The sequence below is a fragment of the Nonomuraea sp. B208 genome (assembly GCF_057536035.1).
This window is the reverse complement of sequence record NZ_BAAJOU010000025.1, coordinates 26,385-46,618: the sequence shown is the minus strand read 5'-3', so window position 1 is coordinate 46,618 and position 20,234 is coordinate 26,385. Positions and strand designations below refer to the sequence as shown.

21 protein-coding genes are annotated in these 20,234 nt (G+C 71.5%); 13 read left to right on the top strand and 8 right to left on the bottom strand.

The features are described 5' to 3' along the window. The first annotated feature begins 161 nt into the window (after nt 1-161). Nucleotides 162-1,409: an RICIN domain-containing protein gene (locus AC27IY_RS28090; protein ID WP_487179744.1), complete on the top strand. Its 1,248-nt coding sequence runs from the start codon at nt 162-164 to the stop codon at nt 1,407-1,409. 100 nt (nt 1,410-1,509) lie between these two features. Then, nucleotides 1,510-2,592, top strand: coding sequence for a zinc-dependent alcohol dehydrogenase family protein (locus AC27IY_RS28085; RefSeq protein ID WP_487179743.1), 1,083 nt, complete (start codon nt 1,510-1,512; stop codon nt 2,590-2,592). Here AC27IY_RS28085 and AC27IY_RS28080 read toward each other — a convergent pair. Next, nucleotides 2,579-3,952 (bottom strand): sensor histidine kinase, encoded by a 1,374-nt coding sequence (locus AC27IY_RS28080; RefSeq protein WP_487179742.1) that lies wholly within the window; start codon nt 3,950-3,952, stop codon nt 2,579-2,581. The genes AC27IY_RS28085 and AC27IY_RS28080 overlap by 14 nt on opposite strands. Before the next feature lie 129 nt (nt 3,953-4,081). On the opposite strand from AC27IY_RS28080, the gene AC27IY_RS28075 reads away from it, so the two are divergent. Further along, nucleotides 4,082-5,338: a cation:proton antiporter gene (locus AC27IY_RS28075; RefSeq protein ID WP_449946537.1), complete on the top strand. Its 1,257-nt coding sequence runs from the start codon at nt 4,082-4,084 to the stop codon at nt 5,336-5,338. A gap of 7 nt (nt 5,339-5,345) precedes the next feature. Here AC27IY_RS28075 and AC27IY_RS28070 read toward each other — a convergent pair whose 3' ends face one another. Both AC27IY_RS28070 and AC27IY_RS28065 read right to left on the bottom strand, forming a co-directional pair. After that, a complete protein-coding gene (locus tag AC27IY_RS28070) occupies nt 5,346-6,953 on the bottom strand; it encodes an alpha/beta hydrolase (protein ID WP_487180062.1) in 1,608 nt (535 codons plus the stop codon). Between the two features lie 101 nt (nt 6,954-7,054). Beyond that, a complete protein-coding gene (locus AC27IY_RS28065; protein ID WP_487179741.1) occupies nt 7,055-7,816 on the bottom strand; it encodes a class I SAM-dependent methyltransferase in 762 nt (253 codons plus the stop codon). A gap of 102 nt (nt 7,817-7,918) precedes the next feature. Between AC27IY_RS28065 and AC27IY_RS28060 the strand changes: the two genes are divergently transcribed. Further along, nucleotides 7,919-8,455 (top strand): CGNR zinc finger domain-containing protein, encoded by a 537-nt coding sequence (locus AC27IY_RS28060; RefSeq protein WP_449946535.1) that lies wholly within the window; start codon nt 7,919-7,921, stop codon nt 8,453-8,455. A gap of 50 nt (nt 8,456-8,505) precedes the next feature. On the opposite strand, the gene AC27IY_RS28055 is transcribed toward AC27IY_RS28060, so the two are convergent. Genes AC27IY_RS28055 through AC27IY_RS28045 form a run of 3 tightly spaced genes read right to left on the bottom strand, consistent with a single transcriptional unit; the run spans nt 8,506 to nt 9,382 of the window. Continuing rightward, complete coding sequence (locus AC27IY_RS28055) at nt 8,506-8,631, bottom strand: hypothetical protein (protein ID WP_281249570.1); 126 nt, start codon at nt 8,629-8,631, stop codon at nt 8,506-8,508. A 31-nt stretch (nt 8,632-8,662) separates the two neighbouring features. Next, nucleotides 8,663-9,046, bottom strand: coding sequence for a ClpX C4-type zinc finger protein (locus AC27IY_RS28050; RefSeq protein ID WP_423477549.1), 384 nt, complete (start codon nt 9,044-9,046; stop codon nt 8,663-8,665). Between the two features lie 18 nt (nt 9,047-9,064). Next, entirely contained in the window at nt 9,065-9,382 is a 318-nt protein-coding gene (locus AC27IY_RS28045; protein WP_423451028.1) for a hypothetical protein, read from the bottom strand. Between the two features lie 339 nt (nt 9,383-9,721). Between AC27IY_RS28045 and AC27IY_RS28040 the strand changes: the two genes are divergently transcribed. The 8 genes from AC27IY_RS28040 (at nt 9,722) to AC27IY_RS28005 (ending at nt 16,948) form a co-directional block, all read left to right on the top strand. Continuing rightward, nucleotides 9,722-11,533 (top strand): glycosyltransferase family 2 protein, encoded by a 1,812-nt coding sequence (locus AC27IY_RS28040; RefSeq protein WP_487179740.1) that lies wholly within the window; start codon nt 9,722-9,724, stop codon nt 11,531-11,533. A gap of 93 nt (nt 11,534-11,626) precedes the next feature. Beyond that, nucleotides 11,627-12,658: an energy-coupling factor ABC transporter permease gene (locus tag AC27IY_RS28035; RefSeq protein WP_487179739.1), complete on the top strand. Its 1,032-nt coding sequence runs from the start codon at nt 11,627-11,629 to the stop codon at nt 12,656-12,658. 4 nt (nt 12,659-12,662) lie between these two features. Next, entirely contained in the window at nt 12,663-13,433 is a 771-nt protein-coding gene (gene cbiQ, locus AC27IY_RS28030) for a cobalt ECF transporter T component CbiQ (protein WP_487179738.1), read from the top strand. Then, nucleotides 13,427-14,164, top strand: a complete 738-nt coding sequence (locus AC27IY_RS28025; protein WP_344217833.1) for an energy-coupling factor ABC transporter ATP-binding protein — start codon at nt 13,427-13,429, stop codon at nt 14,162-14,164. Before cbiQ ends, AC27IY_RS28025 begins: the two co-directional genes overlap by 7 nt. Before the next feature lie 104 nt (nt 14,165-14,268). Then, nucleotides 14,269-14,607, top strand: coding sequence for an STAS domain-containing protein (locus AC27IY_RS28020; RefSeq protein WP_091080528.1), 339 nt, complete (start codon nt 14,269-14,271; stop codon nt 14,605-14,607). Nucleotides 14,608-14,655: 48 nt separating this feature from the next. Further along, a complete protein-coding gene (locus tag AC27IY_RS28015; RefSeq protein WP_371251271.1) occupies nt 14,656-15,429 on the top strand; it encodes an SDR family oxidoreductase in 774 nt (257 codons plus the stop codon). 16 nt (nt 15,430-15,445) lie between these two features. Next, complete coding sequence (locus AC27IY_RS28010; protein ID WP_344217830.1) at nt 15,446-16,210, top strand: crotonase/enoyl-CoA hydratase family protein; 765 nt, start codon at nt 15,446-15,448, stop codon at nt 16,208-16,210. A gap of 111 nt (nt 16,211-16,321) precedes the next feature. Then, a complete protein-coding gene (locus AC27IY_RS28005; protein ID WP_449946523.1) occupies nt 16,322-16,948 on the top strand; it encodes a rhomboid family intramembrane serine protease in 627 nt (208 codons plus the stop codon). Nucleotides 16,949-16,976: 28 nt separating this feature from the next. On the opposite strand, the gene serC is transcribed toward AC27IY_RS28005, so the two are convergent. Next, nucleotides 16,977-18,086: a phosphoserine transaminase gene (gene serC, locus AC27IY_RS28000; RefSeq protein WP_449946521.1), complete on the bottom strand. Its 1,110-nt coding sequence runs from the start codon at nt 18,084-18,086 to the stop codon at nt 16,977-16,979. Between the two features lie 198 nt (nt 18,087-18,284). Next, nucleotides 18,285-19,391 (bottom strand): citrate synthase 2, encoded by a 1,107-nt coding sequence (locus AC27IY_RS27995; protein WP_344217824.1) that lies wholly within the window; start codon nt 19,389-19,391, stop codon nt 18,285-18,287. A 182-nt stretch (nt 19,392-19,573) separates the two neighbouring features. Here AC27IY_RS27995 and pdxH point away from each other — a divergent pair, with 182 nt between their 5' ends. Next, nucleotides 19,574-20,227 carry a pyridoxamine 5'-phosphate oxidase gene (gene pdxH, locus AC27IY_RS27990; RefSeq protein ID WP_423477544.1) on the top strand — a complete coding sequence of 218 codons (654 nt, stop codon included), beginning with the start codon at nt 19,574-19,576 and terminating at the stop codon, nt 20,225-20,227. Nucleotides 20,228-20,234 lie beyond the last annotated feature (7 nt).

The following is a 20,234-nucleotide window of genomic DNA, read 5'->3' as shown; positions in this document are numbered from 1 at the left end:
TCGCCAGTCTCTGAACGGATTATTTCGGGGCGATGTCCTAACGGTTGCTACTTCGAAGCGAAGTCCGGTCTCGCAGTGAGAGCGCTCTCTTGACAGGGACGGTGAGATTGCCGGAAGGTTTCCGTAAAATCACGACTCGTGGATCCGATGAGGTAACCCGAATGATCCGCACCCCCCGAACACCCCGCACGTTGCTCGCCGTCGGCGCCGCGCTCGTCTCGGTGCTCGCCCTGCTCGTGCCCCTGGCCGGCACCGCGAGCGCCGCCCCCGCCCCCGGCCCGCTGGTCTGGTCCGACGAGTTCGACGGAGCCGCCGGCAGCGCCGTGAACGCCGCCAAGTGGCGCTTCGACATCGGCGGCGGCGGCTGGGGCAACAACGAGCAGCAGTACTACACCGACAGCACCCGCAACGCCGCCCTCGACGGCTCGGGCAACCTGGTCATCACCGCCCGCCGCGAGAACCCGGCCAACTACCAGTGCCACTACGGCACCTGCCAGTACACCTCGGCCCGGCTGCTCACCTCCGCCACCTTCACCCGTGCCTACGGCCGCTTCGAGGCCCGCATGAAGCTCCCCAGGGGCCAGGGCATCTGGCCGGCCTTCTGGATGCTGGGCAACGACATCGGCTCGGTCGGCTGGCCCAACAGCGGCGAGATCGACATCATGGAGAACATCGGCCGCGAGCCGAAAACCGTCCACGGCACCATCCACGGCCCCGGCTACTCCGGCGGGGGCGGCATCGGCGCGGGCTACACGATCGGCGGCGCGTTCGCCGACGCCTTCCACACCTTCGCCGTCGACTGGTCGCCCAACCTGATCGTCTGGTACGTGGACGGCGTGGAGTACCAGCGGCGCACCCCCGCCGACCTCGGCGGCAACCGCTGGGTCTTCGACCACCCGTTCTTCATGATCATGAACGTCGCGGTCGGCGGCAACTGGCCCGGCTACCCCGACGCGACCACCACGTTCCCGCAGACGATGACCGTCGACTACGTCCGCGTCTACGCCCCGCCCACCGACACCGGCACCGGCGGCCGCATCACCGGCATCGGCGGCAAGTGCGTCGACGTGGCGGGAGCCGCCACCGCCAACGGCACCGCCGTCCAGCTCTGGGACTGCAACGGCACGGGCGCCCAGAACTGGTCGTGGAACGCCGACGGCTCGGTGCGCGCGCTCGGCAAGTGCATGGACGTCACCGGCGGCTCCACGGCCAACGGCGCGAAGGTGCAGCTCTACGACTGCAACGGCACCGGCGCCCAGAAGTGGACGTACAACTCCGGCAACGGCCAGATCGTCAACCCGCAGTCGGGCAGGTGCCTCGACGCGACCGACGTGAGCTCGGCCAACGGCACCCGCCTGCAGATCTGGGACTGCGGCGGCGGCGCCAACCAGAAGTGGTCCCGCTCCTGAGAGAGCGCGTTCTCGACGGCCCCGCCCGGTGAACGGGCGGGGCCGCGTCATTCCCCGCGGGGAATTGTCCAGGACCGCGCGGTCACCCCAGGATCGGCCCATGACCGACACGACGACCGGCACGACGACCGGCACGACGACCGGCACGACGACCGGCACGACGACCGGCACGACGACGAGACGGCGGATGCTCGGCTGGCGCGCGCGCAGCGGGGCCGGGATCGACGGGCTGGAGCTGCGCGAGGAGCCGGAGCCCGTCCCCGGGCCCGGCGAGGTGCTGGTGGCGGTGCGGGCGGTCACGCTCGGCTATCGGGAGCTGCTGGTGCTGCGGGGCGAGTACGTCCTGCCGGTCAAGGACGACCTCGTGCCGGTGTCGGACGGCGCGGGTGAGGTGGTGGAGCTCGGGCCGGGGGTGCGGCGGGCGCGGATCGGCGACCGGGTGACGGCCGGGCTGTTCCCGTACTGGCTGGACGGGCCGTTCGGCCGGCCTGAGCACTTCCCGCAGCTCGGCGGCTCGCTGGACGGCTGGCTCGCCCAGAAGGTGGTCCTGCCGGAGAGCGCCCTCGTGCCGGTGCCCGCCCACCTGTCCTACGCCGAGACCGCGACGCTGCCGTGCGCCGCGGTGACCGCCTGGCACGCGCTGGACGGCGTACGGGCCGGCGACACCGTGCTGACGCTCGGCACCGGCGGCGTGTCGCTGTTCGCGGCCCAGCTCGCCAAGCTGCTCGGCGCGCGGGTCCTCGCCACCACCGGCGACGCCGCCAAGGCCGGGCGGCTGCGCGCGCTGGGCGTGGACGAGGTGGTGGTCCGCGGCGACGGCGACTGGCCCGAGCGGGTACGCGCGCTCACGGACGGCGGGCGGGGCGTGGACCGGGTCGTCGACGTGGTGGGCGACCTGCCGCGCGCGCTCCGCGCGGTGGCGATATCGGGGGAGGTGGCGCTGGTCGGGTTCCTCGGCGGGGAGCCGCCCGTGCTGGATCCGCGGGCGCTGTTCGGGGCCGGCGCGCGGGTACGGCCGCTCGCGGTGGGCAGCCGGGCCCAGTTCGAGGCGATGAACCGGGCCATCGAGGCGGGCGGGATGCGGCCGGTGGTGGACCGGGTGTTCGGGTTCGAGGAGGCCGTCGCGGCCTTCCGCCACTACGCGGAAGAGCGCCCGTTCGGCAAGGTGGTCATCGCCCTCTGAGAGCCGGCAGCCGCAGCACGAAGCGGGCGCCCGCGTCGGAGTCCTCGATCGTCAGCGTGCCGCCGTGCGTCCGGGCGATCTCGCGGGCGATCGGCAGGCCGAGCCCGGTGCCCCCCGTGTCCCTGCTGCGGGAGGCGTCGAGGCGGGTGAAGCGCTGGAAGACCATCTCGCGGTGCTCGGGCGCGATGCCCGCGCCGTCGTCCAGCACCTCCAGCACGGCCTCCCCGTCCTGCTGCCGCACGGTGACGAGGATCTTCCGCTCGGCGTGCCGTTCTGCGTTGTCCAGCAGGTTGGTGAGCAGGCGGACGAGCTGGAGCGGGTCGCCGCTGACGACGACGCCCGGCCGCAGGCTGGTGATCACCTGCTTGGCGCGGGGCCGGACGGTCTCGGCGGCGACCAGCTCGCCGAGGTCCACCGGCTCCCGGGATGAGGGCGCGCCCGCGTCCAGCTTGGTGAGAGTGAGCAGGTCGCCGACGATGCCCTGGAGCCGGTCGAGGCTGGTCAGCACCTCACGTCCGGTCTCCGGCCAGTCGGTGTCCTCGGGGTGGAGCAGCGCGTCCTCGACCTGGGTGCGCATGGCGGTGATCGGGCTGCGCAGGTCGTGTGAGGCGTCGGTGGCGAACCTGCGCTGCCGCTCCATCGCGAGCTCCTGCTGGTGTCTCGCCTTCTCCAGCCGCTCCAGCATGTGGTTGCCGGTCACGGCGAGGTCCCTGATCTCGTCGTCGTGCTGCGGGACGGGCAGGCGCATGGCGCCGCCGCCGCTCGCCGTGATGTCGGCCAGCCTCCTCGTGATGGCACTCACCGGGGCGAGCGCCTTGGCCACGATGTGGAAGACCCCGAAATAGGCCAGCGCGACCAGCAGCGCCGTCATGCACACCTGGAAGATGACGGTCTGCGGACTGACGTACCAGGGGACGGAAGGAGAGAAAGCGAGGATGTCGTAGTCGCCTTCTGGCTGATAGGCGACCAGCCCGACCACCGTCTTGCAGGAGCCGGGGAAGGCGGGCAGGTCGCAGACCTGATCGGCGACGTCGCTGGCCATGTTCGCGCGGGGGACCAGATCCGTCTGCCGGGGCTGCCCGACCAGGTTGGGGGTCGAGGAGATCGGCCGGCCGGCCGGGTCGAGCACCTGGATGCCGTCGAGGCCGTTGGCCGGCAGGGTCGCGCCGAGCCTGTTTCGTTTGAGGAGGATGAGCACGAACAGGGCCCTGCTCGCCGTCTCGTGGCCGTGGATGGTCGCCGCCTGGCTCCGGACGCCCCACAGCACGAACGCGCTGACCACCACGTTCAGCAGCAGCATGATGATGGCGGCGTACAGTGCCAGCCGGCTGCGGAGCGAATGCCCCAAACGTGTCTTCACGCCCCTCCCCCGCTGGCCAGGACATCACAGCCCATGTCTTCGGCGAAGGATCAGCCACCCCAAGGTTGGATAAAAAGGTCGCGGCCACGGCACGACTGTCCGCGGCCGGGCAGGGAAGTGACCCGGCTGATGTCCTCCCCTGATCTTGTCCTGGCCCTCGCGGGTGCCGCCGCGCTGCTCGCCGCCGTCCTGCCCGGCCTGCTGGCCCGCCGGGCGCTCTCGCTTCCCCTCGTGTACCTGCTCGCCGGCATGGCGCTGTACCTGCTGCCGTTCGGGCTCCCCGAGCCCGACCCCGTCGTCCACCGGACCGCCGTCGAGCACGTCACCGAGATCTGCGTGCTGGTCTCGCTCATGGGCGCCGGGCTGGCGCTCAACCGGGCGGCCGGGTTACGGAGCTGGTCGAGCACGTGGCGGCTGCTCGGCTGGGCCATGCCGCTGACCGTCGCCGGGGTCGCCGCCGCCGCGACGGGCATCCTCGGCTGGCCGCTCGCCGCCGCGCTGCTGCTCGGGGCGGTGCTCGCGCCGACCGACCCGGTGCTCGCCTCCGACGTCAGCGTGGGCGAGCCGGTCGACGCCGAGAACGCCGACGACGAGGTCCGCTTCGCCCTCACCTCCGAGGCCGGGCTGAACGACGGCCTCGCCTTCCCCTTCGTGTACGCCGCCATCGCCCTCGCCACCGTCGGCGGCACGGGCTGGCTGGGCGAATGGGCGCTGACCGACGTGCTCTACCGGGTGGTCGCCGGCGTGGTCTGCGGCCTGCTCATCGGCCGCCTGATCGGCCGGCTCACCTTCCACTCGCCGGCGGAGGAGCTGCGCCTGGCCGAGCGCCGCGACGGCTTCGTGGCGCTGGCCGCCACCCTCCTCGCCTACGGGGTGACCGAGCTGGCCGGCGGCTACGGCTTCATCGCCGTGTTCGTCACCGCCTGCGCCATCCGCAGGGTCGAGCACGGCCACGGCTACAACAGCGTCCTGCACGGCTTCGTCGAGCAGCTCGAACGGCTCTTCACCGCCTGGCTGCTGCTCCTGCTCGGCGGCTTCGTGGCGGCCGGCGGCCTGGCCCCGCTCACCTGGGGCGGCGCCGCCGTCGGCCTGCTGCTGCTCCTGGTGATCCGCCCGCTGGCCGGCTGGCTCTCCCAGCTCCGCGGCCCGGCCGGGCCACGGGAGCGGGGGGTGATCTCGTTCTTCGGCATCCGGGGGATCGGGTCGCTGTTCTATCTGGCGTACGCGCTGGGCCACGCCGACTTCGGCGTGCCCGCGGAGGAGCTGTGGGCGGTGACCGCCTTCACCGTGGTGGTCTCGGTCGTCCTGCACGGCATCACCGCCACCCCGGCCATGAACCGCCTCGACGCGCTCCGCGAGCGCGTCGAGGCGGGCGGCCGGAGCTAGGGGCGGGTCACCGGCGGGCGTACGTCCAGCCGGGCAGGCCGGGCCGCGGACCCGGGTACGGACGCGGCGCGCTCTTGGCGCTCACCTCGGCGGGCGGTACCGCCGGGCAGCGGGCGCCCTTGGCGGGCAGCTCGCCGGAGACCAGGTAGCGGTCGATGGCCCCCGTCGGGCACTCGCCGTGGCCGTAGATGCCGTGCCCCCACCCTTCGTACGTCAGCAGCCGGGCCTCGCGCCCGATCTGCGCCGCCGCGTTGACCGCCCACGGGTAGGGCGTGGCGGGGTCGTGCAGGGAGTTGCCGACCAGCAGCGTCGGCGAGCCGTCCACCTTCAGCCGGTGCTGCGGGTTCGGCGTGCGCGTGCCCTGGCAGGTCAGCGTCAGCGGGTGCGCCGCGGAGCTGATCAGCATGTCCGGGGCGATGGCCGCCGACCTGCGGAGCAGCCGGTCCCATTCGCGGAAGTCGCGTACGGGCAGCGCGTAGTCCTGGCAGAAGACGAAGCTCGCGTCGTTGATGGTCTCCTCGGCGGCGACGGCGGCCTTCTTGGCGGTCACCGGGGCGAGGAGGGGGCTCACGGTCCCCGTGCCGCTCTCCATGGCCGCCAGCAGCTCGGCCAGCTCGCGCCAGATCGGGCCGTAGAAGGCGCTGAAGGCGATCCCGACGAGGTCGAGCTTGCGCAGCACGAAATCAGGCTGCCCGGGGAAGGTCAGCTCGCCGCGCTCGGCCTTCGCCAGCAGCTCGTGCCAGAGCGCGCGGACGTCCCTGCCGTGCAGTGCGCACGTGTCGGTCCGGCCGCACCAGGCCACGAACTCGTCGAAGGAGTCCTGCGCGGTCCACGACTCGGTGTCCAGGAACGCCTGGGTGCCGAGGCTGTGGTCCATGTTGCTGTCGAGCGCGAGGGCCCGGACCCGGCGGGGGTAGCGCTCGGCGTAGAGCTGGCCGATCAGCGTGCCGTAGGAGATGCCGTAGTAGGTGAGCTTGTCGTCGCCGAGCGCGGCGCGCAGGGCGTCGAGGTCGCGGATCACATTACCGGTGTGGACGTGGTCGAACAGCGGGCCGGTGCGCCGGCGGCAGTCGTCGGCGTAGCGCCGGTTGAAGGCCAGCATCGCGTTCCAGTCGGCCTGGCCGCGCAGCGCGGTCGGGTCGGGGGCCTGGACGGCGAGCTCCAGCGAGCAGGTGATGGGGTGGCTGCGGGCCACGCCGCGCGGGTCGAAGCCGACCACGTCGAACCGGCTGGTGATCTCGGGGGTGAAGCCGAGCCATTCGCCCAGCACGGCGTCCACGCCGGAGCCGCCGGGGCCGCCGGGGTTGATCACCAGGGAGCCGATGCGGGCGGCCGGGTCGCTCGCCCTGCGCCGGGCGAGGGCCAGCTCGAAGGTCCCGCCGCGCGGGTTGTTCCAGTCGATCGGCACGGTCAGTGTCCCGCACTCGACGGCGGCGTTCTCCGCGCAGGGGGCCCACCGCACGGCCGGCGCCGCGCCCGTCGCGCCGGTCGTGCTGGTGGTGGCGGTCGTGCTGGTCGGGTCGGCCGGGGCGGCTGTCGCGCCGGCGGCGGTCGCCGGCGCGAGCGGCGCGACGAGACCCAGGAGGAGGGCGAGGATCAGGACTGGTCTTCGCATCACGATTCCCATCGTCGGGGGACTCGATCATCGGTCAGCGAACCCGACAAGAGCATCCGACTGAAGTAGGAAATCGTGTCATACCAGGGTCCCAGCCGGGGTCACCCGCGTACGGCGCACAGCAGCCGGTTGTTGCCGCGCTGCCAGAGCGTGCCCACCTCGCGGAACCCGGCCGCCCGCAGCGCCTCGACGTGCTCCGACAGCAGGTGGGACTCCGAGCCGTGGTGGTCCGCCCCGGCGGTGGTGCGCTCGCGGTCGAGCTCGGCGAGCGCCGGGTCCGCGCTGACGGCCTCCCACCAGGCGCGCCAGTCCTCGGGCCGCTCGGCGCCGAAGACCCGCTCGGTCTCGCGCTCGTGCAGCGCGCGCTCCAGCCGGGCGAGCTCGGGCGTGACGTCGTCGCTGTCCAGGTGGTCGCCGTTGAGCAGCAGCCCGCCGGGGCGGAGCACCCCGGCCAGCTCGGTGTAGACCCTGAGCAGGTCGGGGCCGGAGATCCAGTGCAGCGCCGTCGTGCTGACGGCCGCGTCCGCGGGCCGGTCGAGGCCGAGCAGGTCGCTCCAGCCGGGCGTACGCAGATCGGCGGGGACGAACGTGAGCCCCGGATAGGCCGCCCGGCCGAGCCCGAGCAGCAGCGGGTCGGCGTCCACGGACACGACCCTGGCCTCGGGCAGCCGCTCCACGATCCGCGCCGACAGCGACCCCGGCCCGCACCCCAGGTCGATGACCAGCGGATCGGGCCGGTCCAGGGCTTCGAGGGCGTCGATCAGGGCGGTGAAGCGCTCCTCGCGGTCGGGCAGGTAGCCCTCCTGCTGGCGGTCCCAGCGCGCGATCCACTCCCGTGCGGCATCGTGAGTGAGCACAGACATCTCCTTGTGACTGTCGTTTATGCTTTCGTCAGTCACAACATAGAACGCGAAGGTGTAACCGGTCAATTGGACTTCAACAGTCACACCGATGGAGTGGTCCGGGTGACGGTGGCGTTGGTGAACGCCCTGACCCCCGGCGAGCAGCGCGGACGCCCCTATCCGGGGCCCGCGGACGCCGGCGTCGCGGCCACCGACGCGCTGCGGACCGTCTACCGGACGTACCGGGAGGTGAGCGCCGCCGAGGGCAGCGAGCTGGCCGCGGTCGCCGCCCGCCTGCGCGCGGTCTTCGCCGCCGTCGCGGCCGACGACGTCGACACCGCCGCGATCACGGTCAACGGGCTGCTGGAGGAGTTCCGCGCCCGCCCGATGCTCGAACGGCACGACGGCGAGCCCTGGCACCTGCACTTCCACGGCCCGGGCGGCACTCCGGCCGGCGAGTGGGGGGCGAGCTGCGCGACGGGCCTCGCCATCGTGCTCGGCGGTGAGTTCGCCGACCGGCTCGGGGTGTGCACGGCGCCGCACTGCGACCGCGTCTACGTGGACGTCTCGCGCAACGGCACCCGCAGGTTCTGCTCCACCGCCTGCCAGAACCGGGTCAAGACGGCCGCCTTCCGCGCCCGGGGCCGCGCGGGGGAGTGAAAACCCCTTGCTCCAGCTCCCCGTGCGCGGACGGGGAGCTGGAGCCCGTTCTAACCGGCTTCCTGCGCCGGGGCGCCGAGCCGTTCCGCCTCTTCGTGCAGCGCGAGGACCAGCACCAGCTCCAGGCGGAGCTCGTCGAGGTCCGGCGCGGCGAGGCCGCCGAGGACGCGCATCATCAGCCTCCCTGCCGATGAGACGCCCCAAGGGTCACACGGGATTACCGACCGGGCCCTCGGATCTGAACCGTTCCCACGCCGACTGCCGCGTCATGCCGAGCGCGGAGCCGATGCGTTCCCAGCTCACGTTCCGGTCGCGGAGTTGCGCGACCCAGTCGTGCAGATTGTCGTCCACCTGAGCCTGTACGGCGGCGATTTTCGGCAGATGGTCGAGAATTTCCTGATCGGACATGGATTCCCAGGCGGGAAGCCGGGGCTCCGGGGAAGCGGTGGTGCGTTCGCTTTCCAGGATTGCGTTGCACAGGTCTACGCATTCGTTGCAGATGTGTACACCTGGGCCTGCGATGAGTTTGCTCACTTCCGCGCTTCTCTTGTGACAGAAGGAGCACCGGAGTTTTTCTTTCCAGTCAGGCATGGCCTGACGATACGCCCGTCAGGCGACTCCTGACAAGCCCTGTCGCGAATCTCGCGCGAACTGCTCCTCCACGATGGCCCGGCGCTCCTCGGTGATGCGCCCGCAGATCGCCACGTAGGCGTTCAGCACCTTGCAGTACGACTGCCGCGCCCGCTCCACGTCCGCACGCAGGGCGAGGATGCGTTCGGCGTCGCCGCCCAGCTCGGCCTCGGCCAGCAGCGCGCGGGCCTCGGCGACGATCTCCTCGGCGCGCTTCCTCGTACGGCGGAGCAGCGCCGAGCATTCGTGCAACTCGGTCAACCGAGCCGAGGAGACGATGAACTCAGCGACATGCACGGCCGATCCCATTTCCTGCCACCTCCCGGTCACGGTTGCCTAACTGTAGACGCGCGTACCCCATGAGTGGATCACACCGTCCGTAGGGGAGTACCTCAGTGCACCCCCCGGAGAGGTTTCTACCACCGGGAGGGAAAACCTCTTTCCTGAGCCGCGTTCGGTCGCGCGGTAATGCGGCAATTGGCGGCCCTGCCGGTGCCTATTGGCGAAATGCGGTCATTATCCGTTGTCTGCAAAAAGCCGGAGACGAAGACAGCCGATCGGCCCCCCGGAGGTCGCGTCTTGGTCACATACTGAGACCACAACGCGACTGACAGTGATCACGGGAGTGGTGGAGCGATGCCGGCGCCTGGCAACGACGACGCGGTGGACGTCAGTGTCGTCATCCCCGCACACAACTGCCGCGACTACCTGGACAGATGCCTCACGTCCGTGCTGGTGCAGCGGGTAAAGAAGGAGATCGTCGTGGTGGACGACGGCTCCACCGACGGCAGCGCCGACCTGCTCGACCTCTACGCCGCCTACCACCGCGACAGCGTGCGCGTCGTGCACATCAGGGGCGGCGGCGGCGCCGGCCGCCCGCGCAACGTCGGCATGGAGCACGCCACCGGCCGCTACGTGTTCTTCTGCGACGCCGACGACTACCTCGGCCCCGAGGCGCTCGAACGCATGGTGGCCATGGGCGACCGCAACGGCTCCGACATCGTCCTCGGCAAGATCGTCGGGCACGGCCGCCGCGCGCCGCAGTCGATGTTCCAGCACAACGCCGACCGTGCCGACCTCGGCGACAGCACCGTCTACAACAGCCTGAGCTGCTTCAAGCTGTTCCGCAGAGACCTGCTGGAGCGCCACCGCATCCGCTTCGGCGAGGGCATGCTCGTCGGCGAGGACATCATCTTCACCGTCCACGCCTACTGCCACGCCCGGGTGATCTCCGTGGTCGCCGACTACGACTGCTACCACCTGGTGTCCAGGCCCGACGGCAGCAGCATCATGCAGCAACCAGGCAGCCGCGACCCGCTCGCGTGGCTCGCCATGATCCGCGAGCCGATCCGGCTCATGGCCCGGCACATCCCGCCCGGCGCGCTCCGCGACCACCTGCTGCGCCGGCACTTCAGGCTCGACGCCTTCGCCCAGCTCGGCTCGGTCTTCCTGGAGAGCGACGACATCCGGCGCAAGGACATCGCCCGCGAGGTCGCCGCCCTGTGCGAGGAGTGGTACACCCCGGGCGTGCACGAGCGGCTCAACAGCATCGACCGGCAGCGGGCGGGCGCGCTCGACGACATCGACCGGCTGGTGCGCCTGGCCCGCATCGAGAGCGCCACCGTACGCCGCCGGCTGACCGGGCTGAGCTGGGACGGCGACCGCCTGGTGGTGACGGGAGCCGCCCGCCTCGACGGGATCAGCAGGGACGACGGGGTCACCCTGGTCCTGCGCTCGCGCTACGACCCGCACTCCGAGCTGGTCGTCCCCGCCCGGCGCAAGGGCGGCGAGTTCGTCGCCCCGATCGACGTGGCGGCGCTCGACTCCGGCGTCTGGGACCTCCGGGTCGCCGTCGAGCTGGAGGGCGTGGTGCGTCACGGCCGGCTCGGCGCCGAGCGCGACAAGGGCGTCGCCCGCCCGGAGCCCCGGCTGGTGGGCGAGATGGCGGTGCTCCCTTACTTCACCCGCGACAACGGCAACCTGAGCATCGACGTCGGCGGGCACGTGGTCGACGTGCCCGGCGCGGTGCGGCTGCTGCGCACCCGCTGGTCGCTCGGGCGCCGGCTGCAGGTCCACGGCGAGGTGAGCGTCGCCGGGTCCACCCCGTCCGCCGCGGCGGTCCGGCAGCTCGTCTGGCGTGAGCGGCGCAGCGGGCGCGAGCGGGCCGAGCCGGTGACGGCGCTGCCCGGCGGCGCCTTCACGGCCCGGCCGGCGATCGGGCGGCTCGCGCCCGGCACCTGGGACGCCTACCTGGAGCTCGATCTCGGCGGTCCGCCCGCGCGGTTCAGGATCGAGGCCGACGCGGACGCGGTCGCCACGCCGCGCCGGTGGCCGGGGGCCGCCCTGCTGCGGAGCGTGCGGCCGTACGCGACGTCGGGCAAGGGGCGGCTGAGCGCGGTGGTCAGGCGGATGTCGGCCAGGAGCCTCGCCCGGCGCATTCTCAAGTAATTGCCACCCATGTGCAGGTGCAACACCATGTCCTAAAGTAGGGGGTTGTTCGTCCCCATTTGGCGGGTCGTCCCCTTTTTGGGAGGCAAGGTCGTGCACGTACCTGATGGGTTCTTCAATGTGGCGACGTCGGTTTCCGCCGGAGCGGTGGCGGCGGCCGGCGTCGCCGTGTGCCTGCGCGGCGCGCGGCGGGAGCTCGACGACCGTACCGCGCCCATGGCCGGGCTGGTCGCGGCCTTCATCTTCGCCGTCCAGATGCTCAACTTCCCCGTCGCGGCCGGCACCAGCGGGCACCTGCTGGGAGGGGCGCTCGCCGCGATACTCGTCGGCCCCTACACCGGCGTGTTGTGCATGGCCGTGGTCCTCCTCGTCCAGGCCGTGTTCTTCGCCGACGGCGGGCTGACCGCGCTGGGCGTCAACGTCACGATCATGGGCCTGGTCACCGTGCTCGCCGGATGGGCGGTCTTCCGCGTGGTCACCGGCTTCGCGCGGGGCAAGGGCGGGGTGACGGCGGCGGCCTTCCTCGCGGCGCTGGTCTCCGTACCGGCCTCGGCGCTGGTGTTCACGCTGCTGTTCTGGATCGGCGGCACCGCGCCGATCTCGGTCGGCGCGGTCGCGGCGGCGATGGGCGGCGTGCACCTGCTCATCGGCATCGGCGAGGGCGTCATCACGGCGGTCACCGTGGGCGCGGTCCTGGCCGTCCGGCCCGACCTCGTGTACGGCGCGCGCGGCCTGGCCAAGCCGCTGGTGCTGCGCGGCGCGGACGGCGAGAGCACGACCGTCGGCGCGCCCGAGCCCGTGGCGGCCCCGGCGGGAGGGCGGCTCAAGCCGTTCCTGCTCGGCGGCGTCGGCGTGACGCTGGTGCTGGCCGGGCTCGTGTCGTTCTTCGCCTCGCCCAACCCCGACGGGCTGGAGGCCGTGGCCGAGAACCAGGGCTTCGGCGGGCAGGCGGGCGAGCACGCCTTCGGCGGGTGGGCGCTGGCCGACTACGGCGAGGTCGGCGGGATCCCGGTCGGCATCGCGGGGATCATCGGCGTCGGCCTGGTGCTGCTCATCGCCGGAGCGGTGGCCTTCGCCGCCAGGAACCGCGACGCCGCCGGGAACCGCCACGGCGTCAGGGCGTGACGACGTGAGCGCGGGCCACCACCACCGGCTCCACCTGCCGGGCGACTCCGTCGTGCACCGGCTGCCGCCGCAGTGCAAGCTGCTGGCGGTCCTCGCGTTCGCGATCGTGGTGGTGGCCACCCCTCGGGAGCGGTTCTGGGCGTTCGCCGCCTACGCCGTGCTGCTCGGCGCGGTCGCGGCGGCCGCCAGGGTGCCGGCCGGGCACATCGCCAGGCGGATGGTGATCGAGGTGCCGTTCGTGCTGTTCGCGGTGCTCATCCCGGTCATCGGGCTGGGGGAGCGGGTGAGCGTGCTCGGCGTCTCGCTGAGCGTGGAAGGGCTCTGGGCGGCCTGGAACATCCTGGCCAAGGCCACACTCGGCGTGGTGGCCTCCATCCTGCTGGCCGCCACCACGGAGCCGCGGGTGATCCTGCTCGGCGCGCAGCGGCTGCGGCTGCCGGACCTGCTCGTGCAGATCGCCATGTTCATGCTGCGCTACATGGACGTGATCCTCGACGAGATGCGCAGGATGCGGGTGGCGCGGGAGTCGCGGGGGTTCGAGGCCAGGAACGCCCGGCACATCCCGGTGATCGCCCGCTCGGCGGGGGCGCTGTTCATCCGCTCGTACGAGCGGGGCGAGCGGGTGCACCTGGCCATGCTGAGCCGCGGTTACACCGGGCGGATGCCGATAATGGCAGACATGACGGCATCAACCACCCAATGGGCCACCGCCCTCGCCCTGCCCGCCGGGGCCCTCGCCGTGCTGGGACTCTCCCTGGCGGGGCTCGGGTGGTGAACTCCCTGGAGGTGAGGCGGCTCGCCTACGCCTACCCGGACGGCACGCAGGCCCTGTTCGGCGTGGACCTGTCGATCGCCCGGGGCGAGCGGGTGGCGCTCCTCGGCCCCAACGGCGCGGGCAAGACCACGCTCGTCATGCATCTCAACGGCATACTCGCGGCGGGCCACGGCACCGTCACCGTGGCCGGCACCCCGGTGCGCAAGGACACGCTCAAGGAGATCAGGCAGCGCGTCGGCCTGGTCTTCCAGGACCCCGACGACCAGCTCTTCATGCCCACGGTCCGCGACGACGTGGCCTTCGGCCCGGCCAACGCCGGACTGCGCGGCGCGGAGCTGGACCGGGTCGTGACGGCGGCCCTGGAGCGGGTGGGCATGCTGGACGCGATCGACCGGCCGCCGCACCACCTGTCGTTCGGCCAGCGGCGCCGGGTGGCCGTGGCAACGGTGCTCGCCATGGAGCCCGAGATCCTGGTGCTCGACGAGCCCTCCTCCAACCTCGACCCGGCCGCGCGGCGGGAGCTGGCCGAGATCCTGCGCTCGCTCGACGTGACCGTGCTCATGGTCACGCACGACCTGCCGTACGCGCTGGAGCTGTGCGAGCGCTCCCTCATCCTCTCCGGAGGCGTGATCGCCGCCGACGGGCCCACACGCGAGCTCCTGGCCGACGCGGAGCTGCTGGCCGAGCACCGCCTGGAGCTCCCGTACGGGTTCACCATCCCGGCCGCGTGACCAGGGCTGTCCCAACTCGCCCGTTTTATCCGGCTGTTCGTGGTCTGTGCATGCCCAGTGGAGGGGCATGTCGAAGTACAGTGGCTCATCGAGGAGGGGCCCAAATGAAGCTGCGGCTTGCGCGACATGCCCTGGGAGACGCCGTGGTGGTGGCCGTTGAGGGAGAGCTCGACCTGTTCACCGCACCGTTCCTCCGGGACGAAGTACGCGACGCCATCAAGCAGGACAGCGCGAAGCTCGTGCTCGACCTGCAGCAGCTGTCGTTCATGGACTCCAGCGGGCTGTCGGTGCTGATCGAGGCCTGGCGCCTGGCCACCGGAGAGGGCGGCGGGGTGTCGCTCGCGGCACCGCAGGCCCCCGTCGCGCGCATCCTGCGCACCACGGGCCTGGACCGCCGGATCAAGGTTTACTCCGACGTGGACAGCGCCGTGGGCGAGATTTAACCACCCCCAAGTAGAACTTCATTCGGTTCTCGGGTTAGGGTCCGGGTTATGGACGTGAACGGATCCTCAGCAATCATCTCCGGCGGCGCCAGCGGCCTCGGCGAGGCGACCGCCCGCGAGCTGGCCCGCGCCGGCGCCACCGTGGTCGTGGCCGACCTCAACGAAGAGCGCGGCAAGTCGGTGGCCGACGAGATCGGCGGCGTCTTCGTCAAGACCGACGTGTCGGACGAGGAGCAGGTGCAGGCGGCCGTGGACGCCGCCGTCGCCACCGGCAAGCCCCTCCGCGTGGTGGTCAACAGCGCCGGCATCGGCTGGGCCGAGCGCACGGTCAACCGCGATGGCAGCCCGCACAACCCGGCCACCTACCGCAAGGTCATCGAGGTCAACCTGATCGGCACGTTCAACCTCATGCGCCTGGCGGCGGCCGCCATCGCCAAGACCGAGCCGGCCGACGCCGACGGTCAGCGCGGCGTCGTCGTCAACACCGCCTCCGTCGCCGCTCTGGAGGGCCAGACCGGCCAGCTCGCCTACTCGGCGTCCAAGGGCGGCATCGTGGGCATGACCCTGCCCGCGGCGCGCGACCTGTCCGCCATCGGCGTCCGGGTGAACACGATCTGCCCCGGCATCATCGACACCCCCATCTACGGCTTCTCGCCCAACTCCGAGGAGTTCAAGGCCAAGCTCGTCGCGCCGGTCGTCTTCCCCAAGCGCATGGGGCGCGCCGACGAGTTCGCGCACCTGGTGCGCTCGCTGGTCGAGAACGACTACATGAACGGCGAGGTCATCCGCTTCGACGGCGGCATCCGCTTCCAGCCCAAGTAGCCCGGGAGTCTTTCTCGTGTCTGACGAAGTGCTCGTCGAGGAGTCCGGCAACGTCGCGATCCTCACGATCAACCGCCCCAAGGCCCGCAACGCGGTCAACGGCGCGGTGGCGCGCGGGATCGCGGAGGCCCTGGACGGCCTCGACGCCCGCCCGGAGATCTCCGCGTACGTCCTGACCGGCGCGGGCGGCACGTTCTGCGCCGGCATGGACCTGAAGGGCTTCCTGACCGGCGACCTCCCGGTGGTGGAGGGACGCGGCTTCGGCGGCCTCACCGAGGCCCCGCCGAAGAAGCCGCTGATCGCGGCCGTCGAGGGCTACGCGCTCGCCGGCGGCTTCGAGCTGGCCCTGGCCTGCGACCTCATCGTCGCCTCCGCGGAGTCCACCTTCGGCCTGCCGGAGCCCAAGCGCGGCCTCGTGGCGGGCGCGGGCGGCATCATGCGGCTGCCGCGGCGGATCCCGTACCACGTGGCCATGGAGATGGCGCTGACGGGCGACCACTACCCGGCCTCGCGCCTGTACGAGCTGGGCCTGGTCAACCGGATCGCCGAGCCGGGCAAGGCCCTTGAGGAGGCGCTGGAGCTGGCCCGCAAGGTCGCCGCCAACGCGCCGCTGGCCCTCGCCGCGACCAAGAAGGTCGTCATCGAGTCGCAGGACTGGTCGCTGGAGGAGATGTTCAAGAAGCAGGGGGCGATCATCAACCCGGTGTTCGGCTCCAAGGACGCCATGGAGGGCGCCGCCGCGTTCGCGGAGAAGCGCGCCCCCCAGTGGAAGGGCGAGTAACGCCCTGGTCCCGGCCCTCCCGTCCCCGCTGAGGGACGGGAGGGACTTAGCGCGCGCATAGCTCGTTCCGCTTACGGTAAAGAAAGAGGGAACAAGCTACCGGGAGAGCGCATGGGCGACTATTCGGGTTCGAGGTTCGACTCCGTCAAGCGGGGCGCGGGGTCGCTGCTCTCGGGCGCGTTCAGCGCGTTCCTCATCGTGGCCGCCATGCTCGCCATCATGTGGATCGTCGAGGTCGTGGACGTCTTCCTCAACGGCGCGCTGGATCGCAACTTCGGCATCGTCGGCTGGGAGAGCGACGGACTGGTCGGCATCCTCTTCGCGCCGTTCCTGCACGGCGGCTTCGGCCACCTCATGGCCAACTCGCTGCCGCTGCTCGTGCTGGGTTTCCTGGCCGGGCTGCGTGACCTGCGCAAGTTCTTCCTGGCCACCCTGATCATCATCGTGCTGGGCGGGCTCGGCACCTGGCTGATGAGCCCCATGGTGATCACGGTGGGCGCGAGCGGGCTGGTCTTCGGCTACTTCGGCTACATCATGGCGCGAGGGCTGTTCGACCGGCGGCTGCTCGACCTCGTCATCGCCGTGGGCGTCGGCATCGCCTACTGGGGGATCCTGGCCGGTCTGCTGCCCAACCAGCCGGGCATCTCCTGGCAGGGACACCTGTGCGGGCTGATCGCCGGCGTGCTGGCCGGCTGGCTGCTGCGCCGCAGGAGCAAAAAGGAGATCCCCGCCTACTGAGCGCGCAGGCGGGGACCTCGCAGGAGCGCTAGAGGCGCTCGACCACGTAGTCGACGCAGGTCGTGAGCGCCTCGACGTCGGCCGGGTCGATGGCCGGGAACATCGCGATGCGCAGCTGGTTGCGGCCCAGCTTGCGGTAGGGCTCGGTGTCGACGATGCCGTTGGCGCGCAGCACCTTGGCCACGGCGGCGGCGTCCACGTCGTCGCTGAAGTCGATCGTGCCGACCACCTGCGAGCGGAACTCGGGCGCGGCGAACGGCGTGGCGTAGGACGACTTCTCGGCCCAGGTGTAGAGGCGCGAGCTGGAGTCGGCGGTGCGGGAGGTGGTCCAGGCCAGGCCGCCGTTGCCGTTCATCCAGTCGAGCTGGTCGGCCAGCAGGAACAGCGTGGCCACGGCCGGGGTGTTGTAGGTCTGGTCCTTGCCGGAGTTGTCGATCGCGATCGGCAGGCTGAAGAACTCGGGCACGTAGCGGTCGGTCGCGGCGATCTCCTCGACGCGGGCCAGGGCGCGCGGCGACATGAGCGCGATCCACAGGCCGCCGTCGGAGGCGAAGCTCTTCTGCGGCGCGAAGTAGTAGACGTCGGTCTCGGAGACGTCGACCGGCAGGCCGCCCGCGCCGGAGGTGGCGTCCACGAGCACCAGGGCGTCGTCGCCGCCGACCCGCTCGATCGGCATGGCGACGCCGGTCGAGGTCTCGTTGTGGGTGAGCGCGTAAGCGTCGACGCCGTCCTCGGCGACCGCCTTGGGGTGGGTGCCGACGTCGGACTTGATGACGCTCGGCTCGGCCAGCCACGGCGCCTTCTTGGTGACGGCGGCGAACTTCGAGGAGAACTCGCCGAAGGACAGGTGCTGCGACTTCTCGCGCACCAGCCCGAAGGCGGCGATGTCCCAGAACGCGGTGGTGCCGCCGTTGCCCAGGACCACCTGGTAGCCCTCGGGCAGCGAGAACAGGTCGGCGAGACCGGAGCGTACGCGGCCGACCAGGTTCTTGACCGGCTTCTGGCGGTGCGAGGTGCCCATGAGCTCCGCCCCGGAGGCGGCGAGCGCGGCCAGTTGCTCGGTGCGAACCTTCGAGGGCCCGCAGCCGAAGCGGCCGTCGGCGGGCTTGATGTCAGCGGGAATCACGATGTCAGCCACATGATGGAGCCTACCGACCGGAGCCGGGTGGCTCGCACGGGGTCCGACATCTGAGATTGGCGCGTTTTGCTGCTATGTGCCCAGGTCGGCGGCCCTGCGGGAGGGGGCGGCAGGCGGGCACGGGACGGCCGCCGCGCGGGTGCGAGCCACGCGGCGGCCGTCCGTTCCGTCACCGGAGTCTCGTCCGGGGAGGGGGTGTCAGAGCTTGCCGACGACCTCGTCGGCGCCCGGCACGTCGCTCAGCGGGCGCGAGGACGGGCCGACGTAGTTCGCGCTGGGGCGGACGAGCCTGCCCGTGCGCTTCTGCTCCAGGATGTGCGCCGCCCAGCCGGCCGTGCGGGCGCAGGTGAACATCGAGGTGAACATGTTGGAGGGGACCTCGGCGAAGTCGAGCACCACGGCCGCCCAGTACTCCACGTTCGTGGCGAGCACCCGGTCGGGCTTGCGGGCGTGCAGCTCCTCCAGCGCGGCCTGCTCCAGCGCCGCGGCGACCTCGTACCGGGGAGCGTCGAGCTCCTTGGCGGTGCGGCGCAGCACGCGGGCCCGCGGGTCCTCCGCGCGGTAGACGCGGTGGCCGAAGCCCATGAGCCTGTTGCCCTTGTCGAGCTCGCTCTGCACGTACTTCTTGGCGTCGCCGAGCTGCTCGACGCCCTCGATCATGTGCAGCACGCGGGCCGGGGCGCCGCCGTGCAGCGGGCCCGACATGGCGCCCACGGCGCCGGAGAGCGCGGCGGCCACGTCGGCGCCGGTGGAGGCGATGACGCGGGCGGTGAACGTGGAGGCGTTCATGCCGTGCTCGGCCGCGGAGGTCCAGTAGGCGTCGATGGCCCTGACATGCTTGGGATCGGGCTCGCCGCGCCAGCGGATCATGAAACGCTCGACGATGCTGGTGGCCTGGTCGACCTTGCTCTCGGGAACCATCGGCAGGCCGAGACCACGGGCGGATTGCGCCACGAACGACAGGGCCATGACCGACGCGCGGGCGAGCTGGTCGCGGGCCTCGTCGTCGCTGATGTCGAGCAGCGGCTTGAAGCCATAGGCCGGAGCCAGCATGGCGAGCGCGCTCTGTACGTCTACGCGGATGTCACCGGAGTGGACAGGGATGGGGAACGGCTCCGCCGGGGGCAGACCCGGCTGGAACGTGTTGTCGACCAGCAGGCCCCAAACGTGCCCGAAGGGGACACGGCCGACCAGCTCTTCGATGTCGACGCCCCGGTATCGAAGGGCGCCCCCTTCTTTGTCCGGTTCCGCGATCTCGGTCTCGAAAGCTACGACGCCTTCGAGCCCGGGTTTGAAGTCGGACATACTCGGCCGCCTCCCTTTCTGCCATGTTCCGGCAATGCAAAGCCTTGATGTCGAGATACCGGCGGGTCAATTTAACCCCCTCCCAGCTCCTGCTCGGTCTCCGGACCCGCCGAAGCGCCAAAGCCGCTGGTGGGGAGCGGTGTAGTGGGATCTACCACACGAGCGCGCAAGAATACCGTCTCGTGGATGCCACCCCGCGCCCGCCCTCGCTGGCGGGGCTCCGACGCACGTACGAGGGCGAGCCGCTGCTCGAAGCCGATCTCGCGGCCGACCCGATCGCCCAGTTCACTCTCTGGTTCCAGGAGGCCACGGCCGCCGGGATCCCGGAGCCCAACGCCATGGTGCTCGCCACCGCCTCGGCAGGCGGCCGGCCGAGCGCCCGCATCGTCCTGCTCAAGGGCTACGACGAGCGCGGCTTCGTCTTCTACACGAACTACGAGTCCCGCAAGGGCCGCGACCTGGCCGAGAACGCCCGCGCGTCCCTGCTGTTCCCCTGGCACGCGATCCGCCGCCAGGTCCGCGTGGACGGCACCGTGAGCCGCCTCTCCCACGAGGAGTCGGCCGAATACTTCAACTCCCGCCCGTACGGCTCCCGCATCGGCGCGTGGGCGTCGCGACAGTCGGCCGTCGTACGCTCCCGCGAGGAGCTGGACGCCCGCTACGAGAAGCTGGCGGCGCGTTGGCCGGAGGAGCCGCCGGTGCCCGAGTTCTGGGGCGGGTTCCGCGTCCATCCCGTGGAGATGGAGTTCTGGCAGGGACAGCTCGACCGGATGCACGACCGGCTCCGCTACCGGCGGACGCCACCCGGATGGGTTCTGGAGAGACTTGCACCTTAATGTTCGT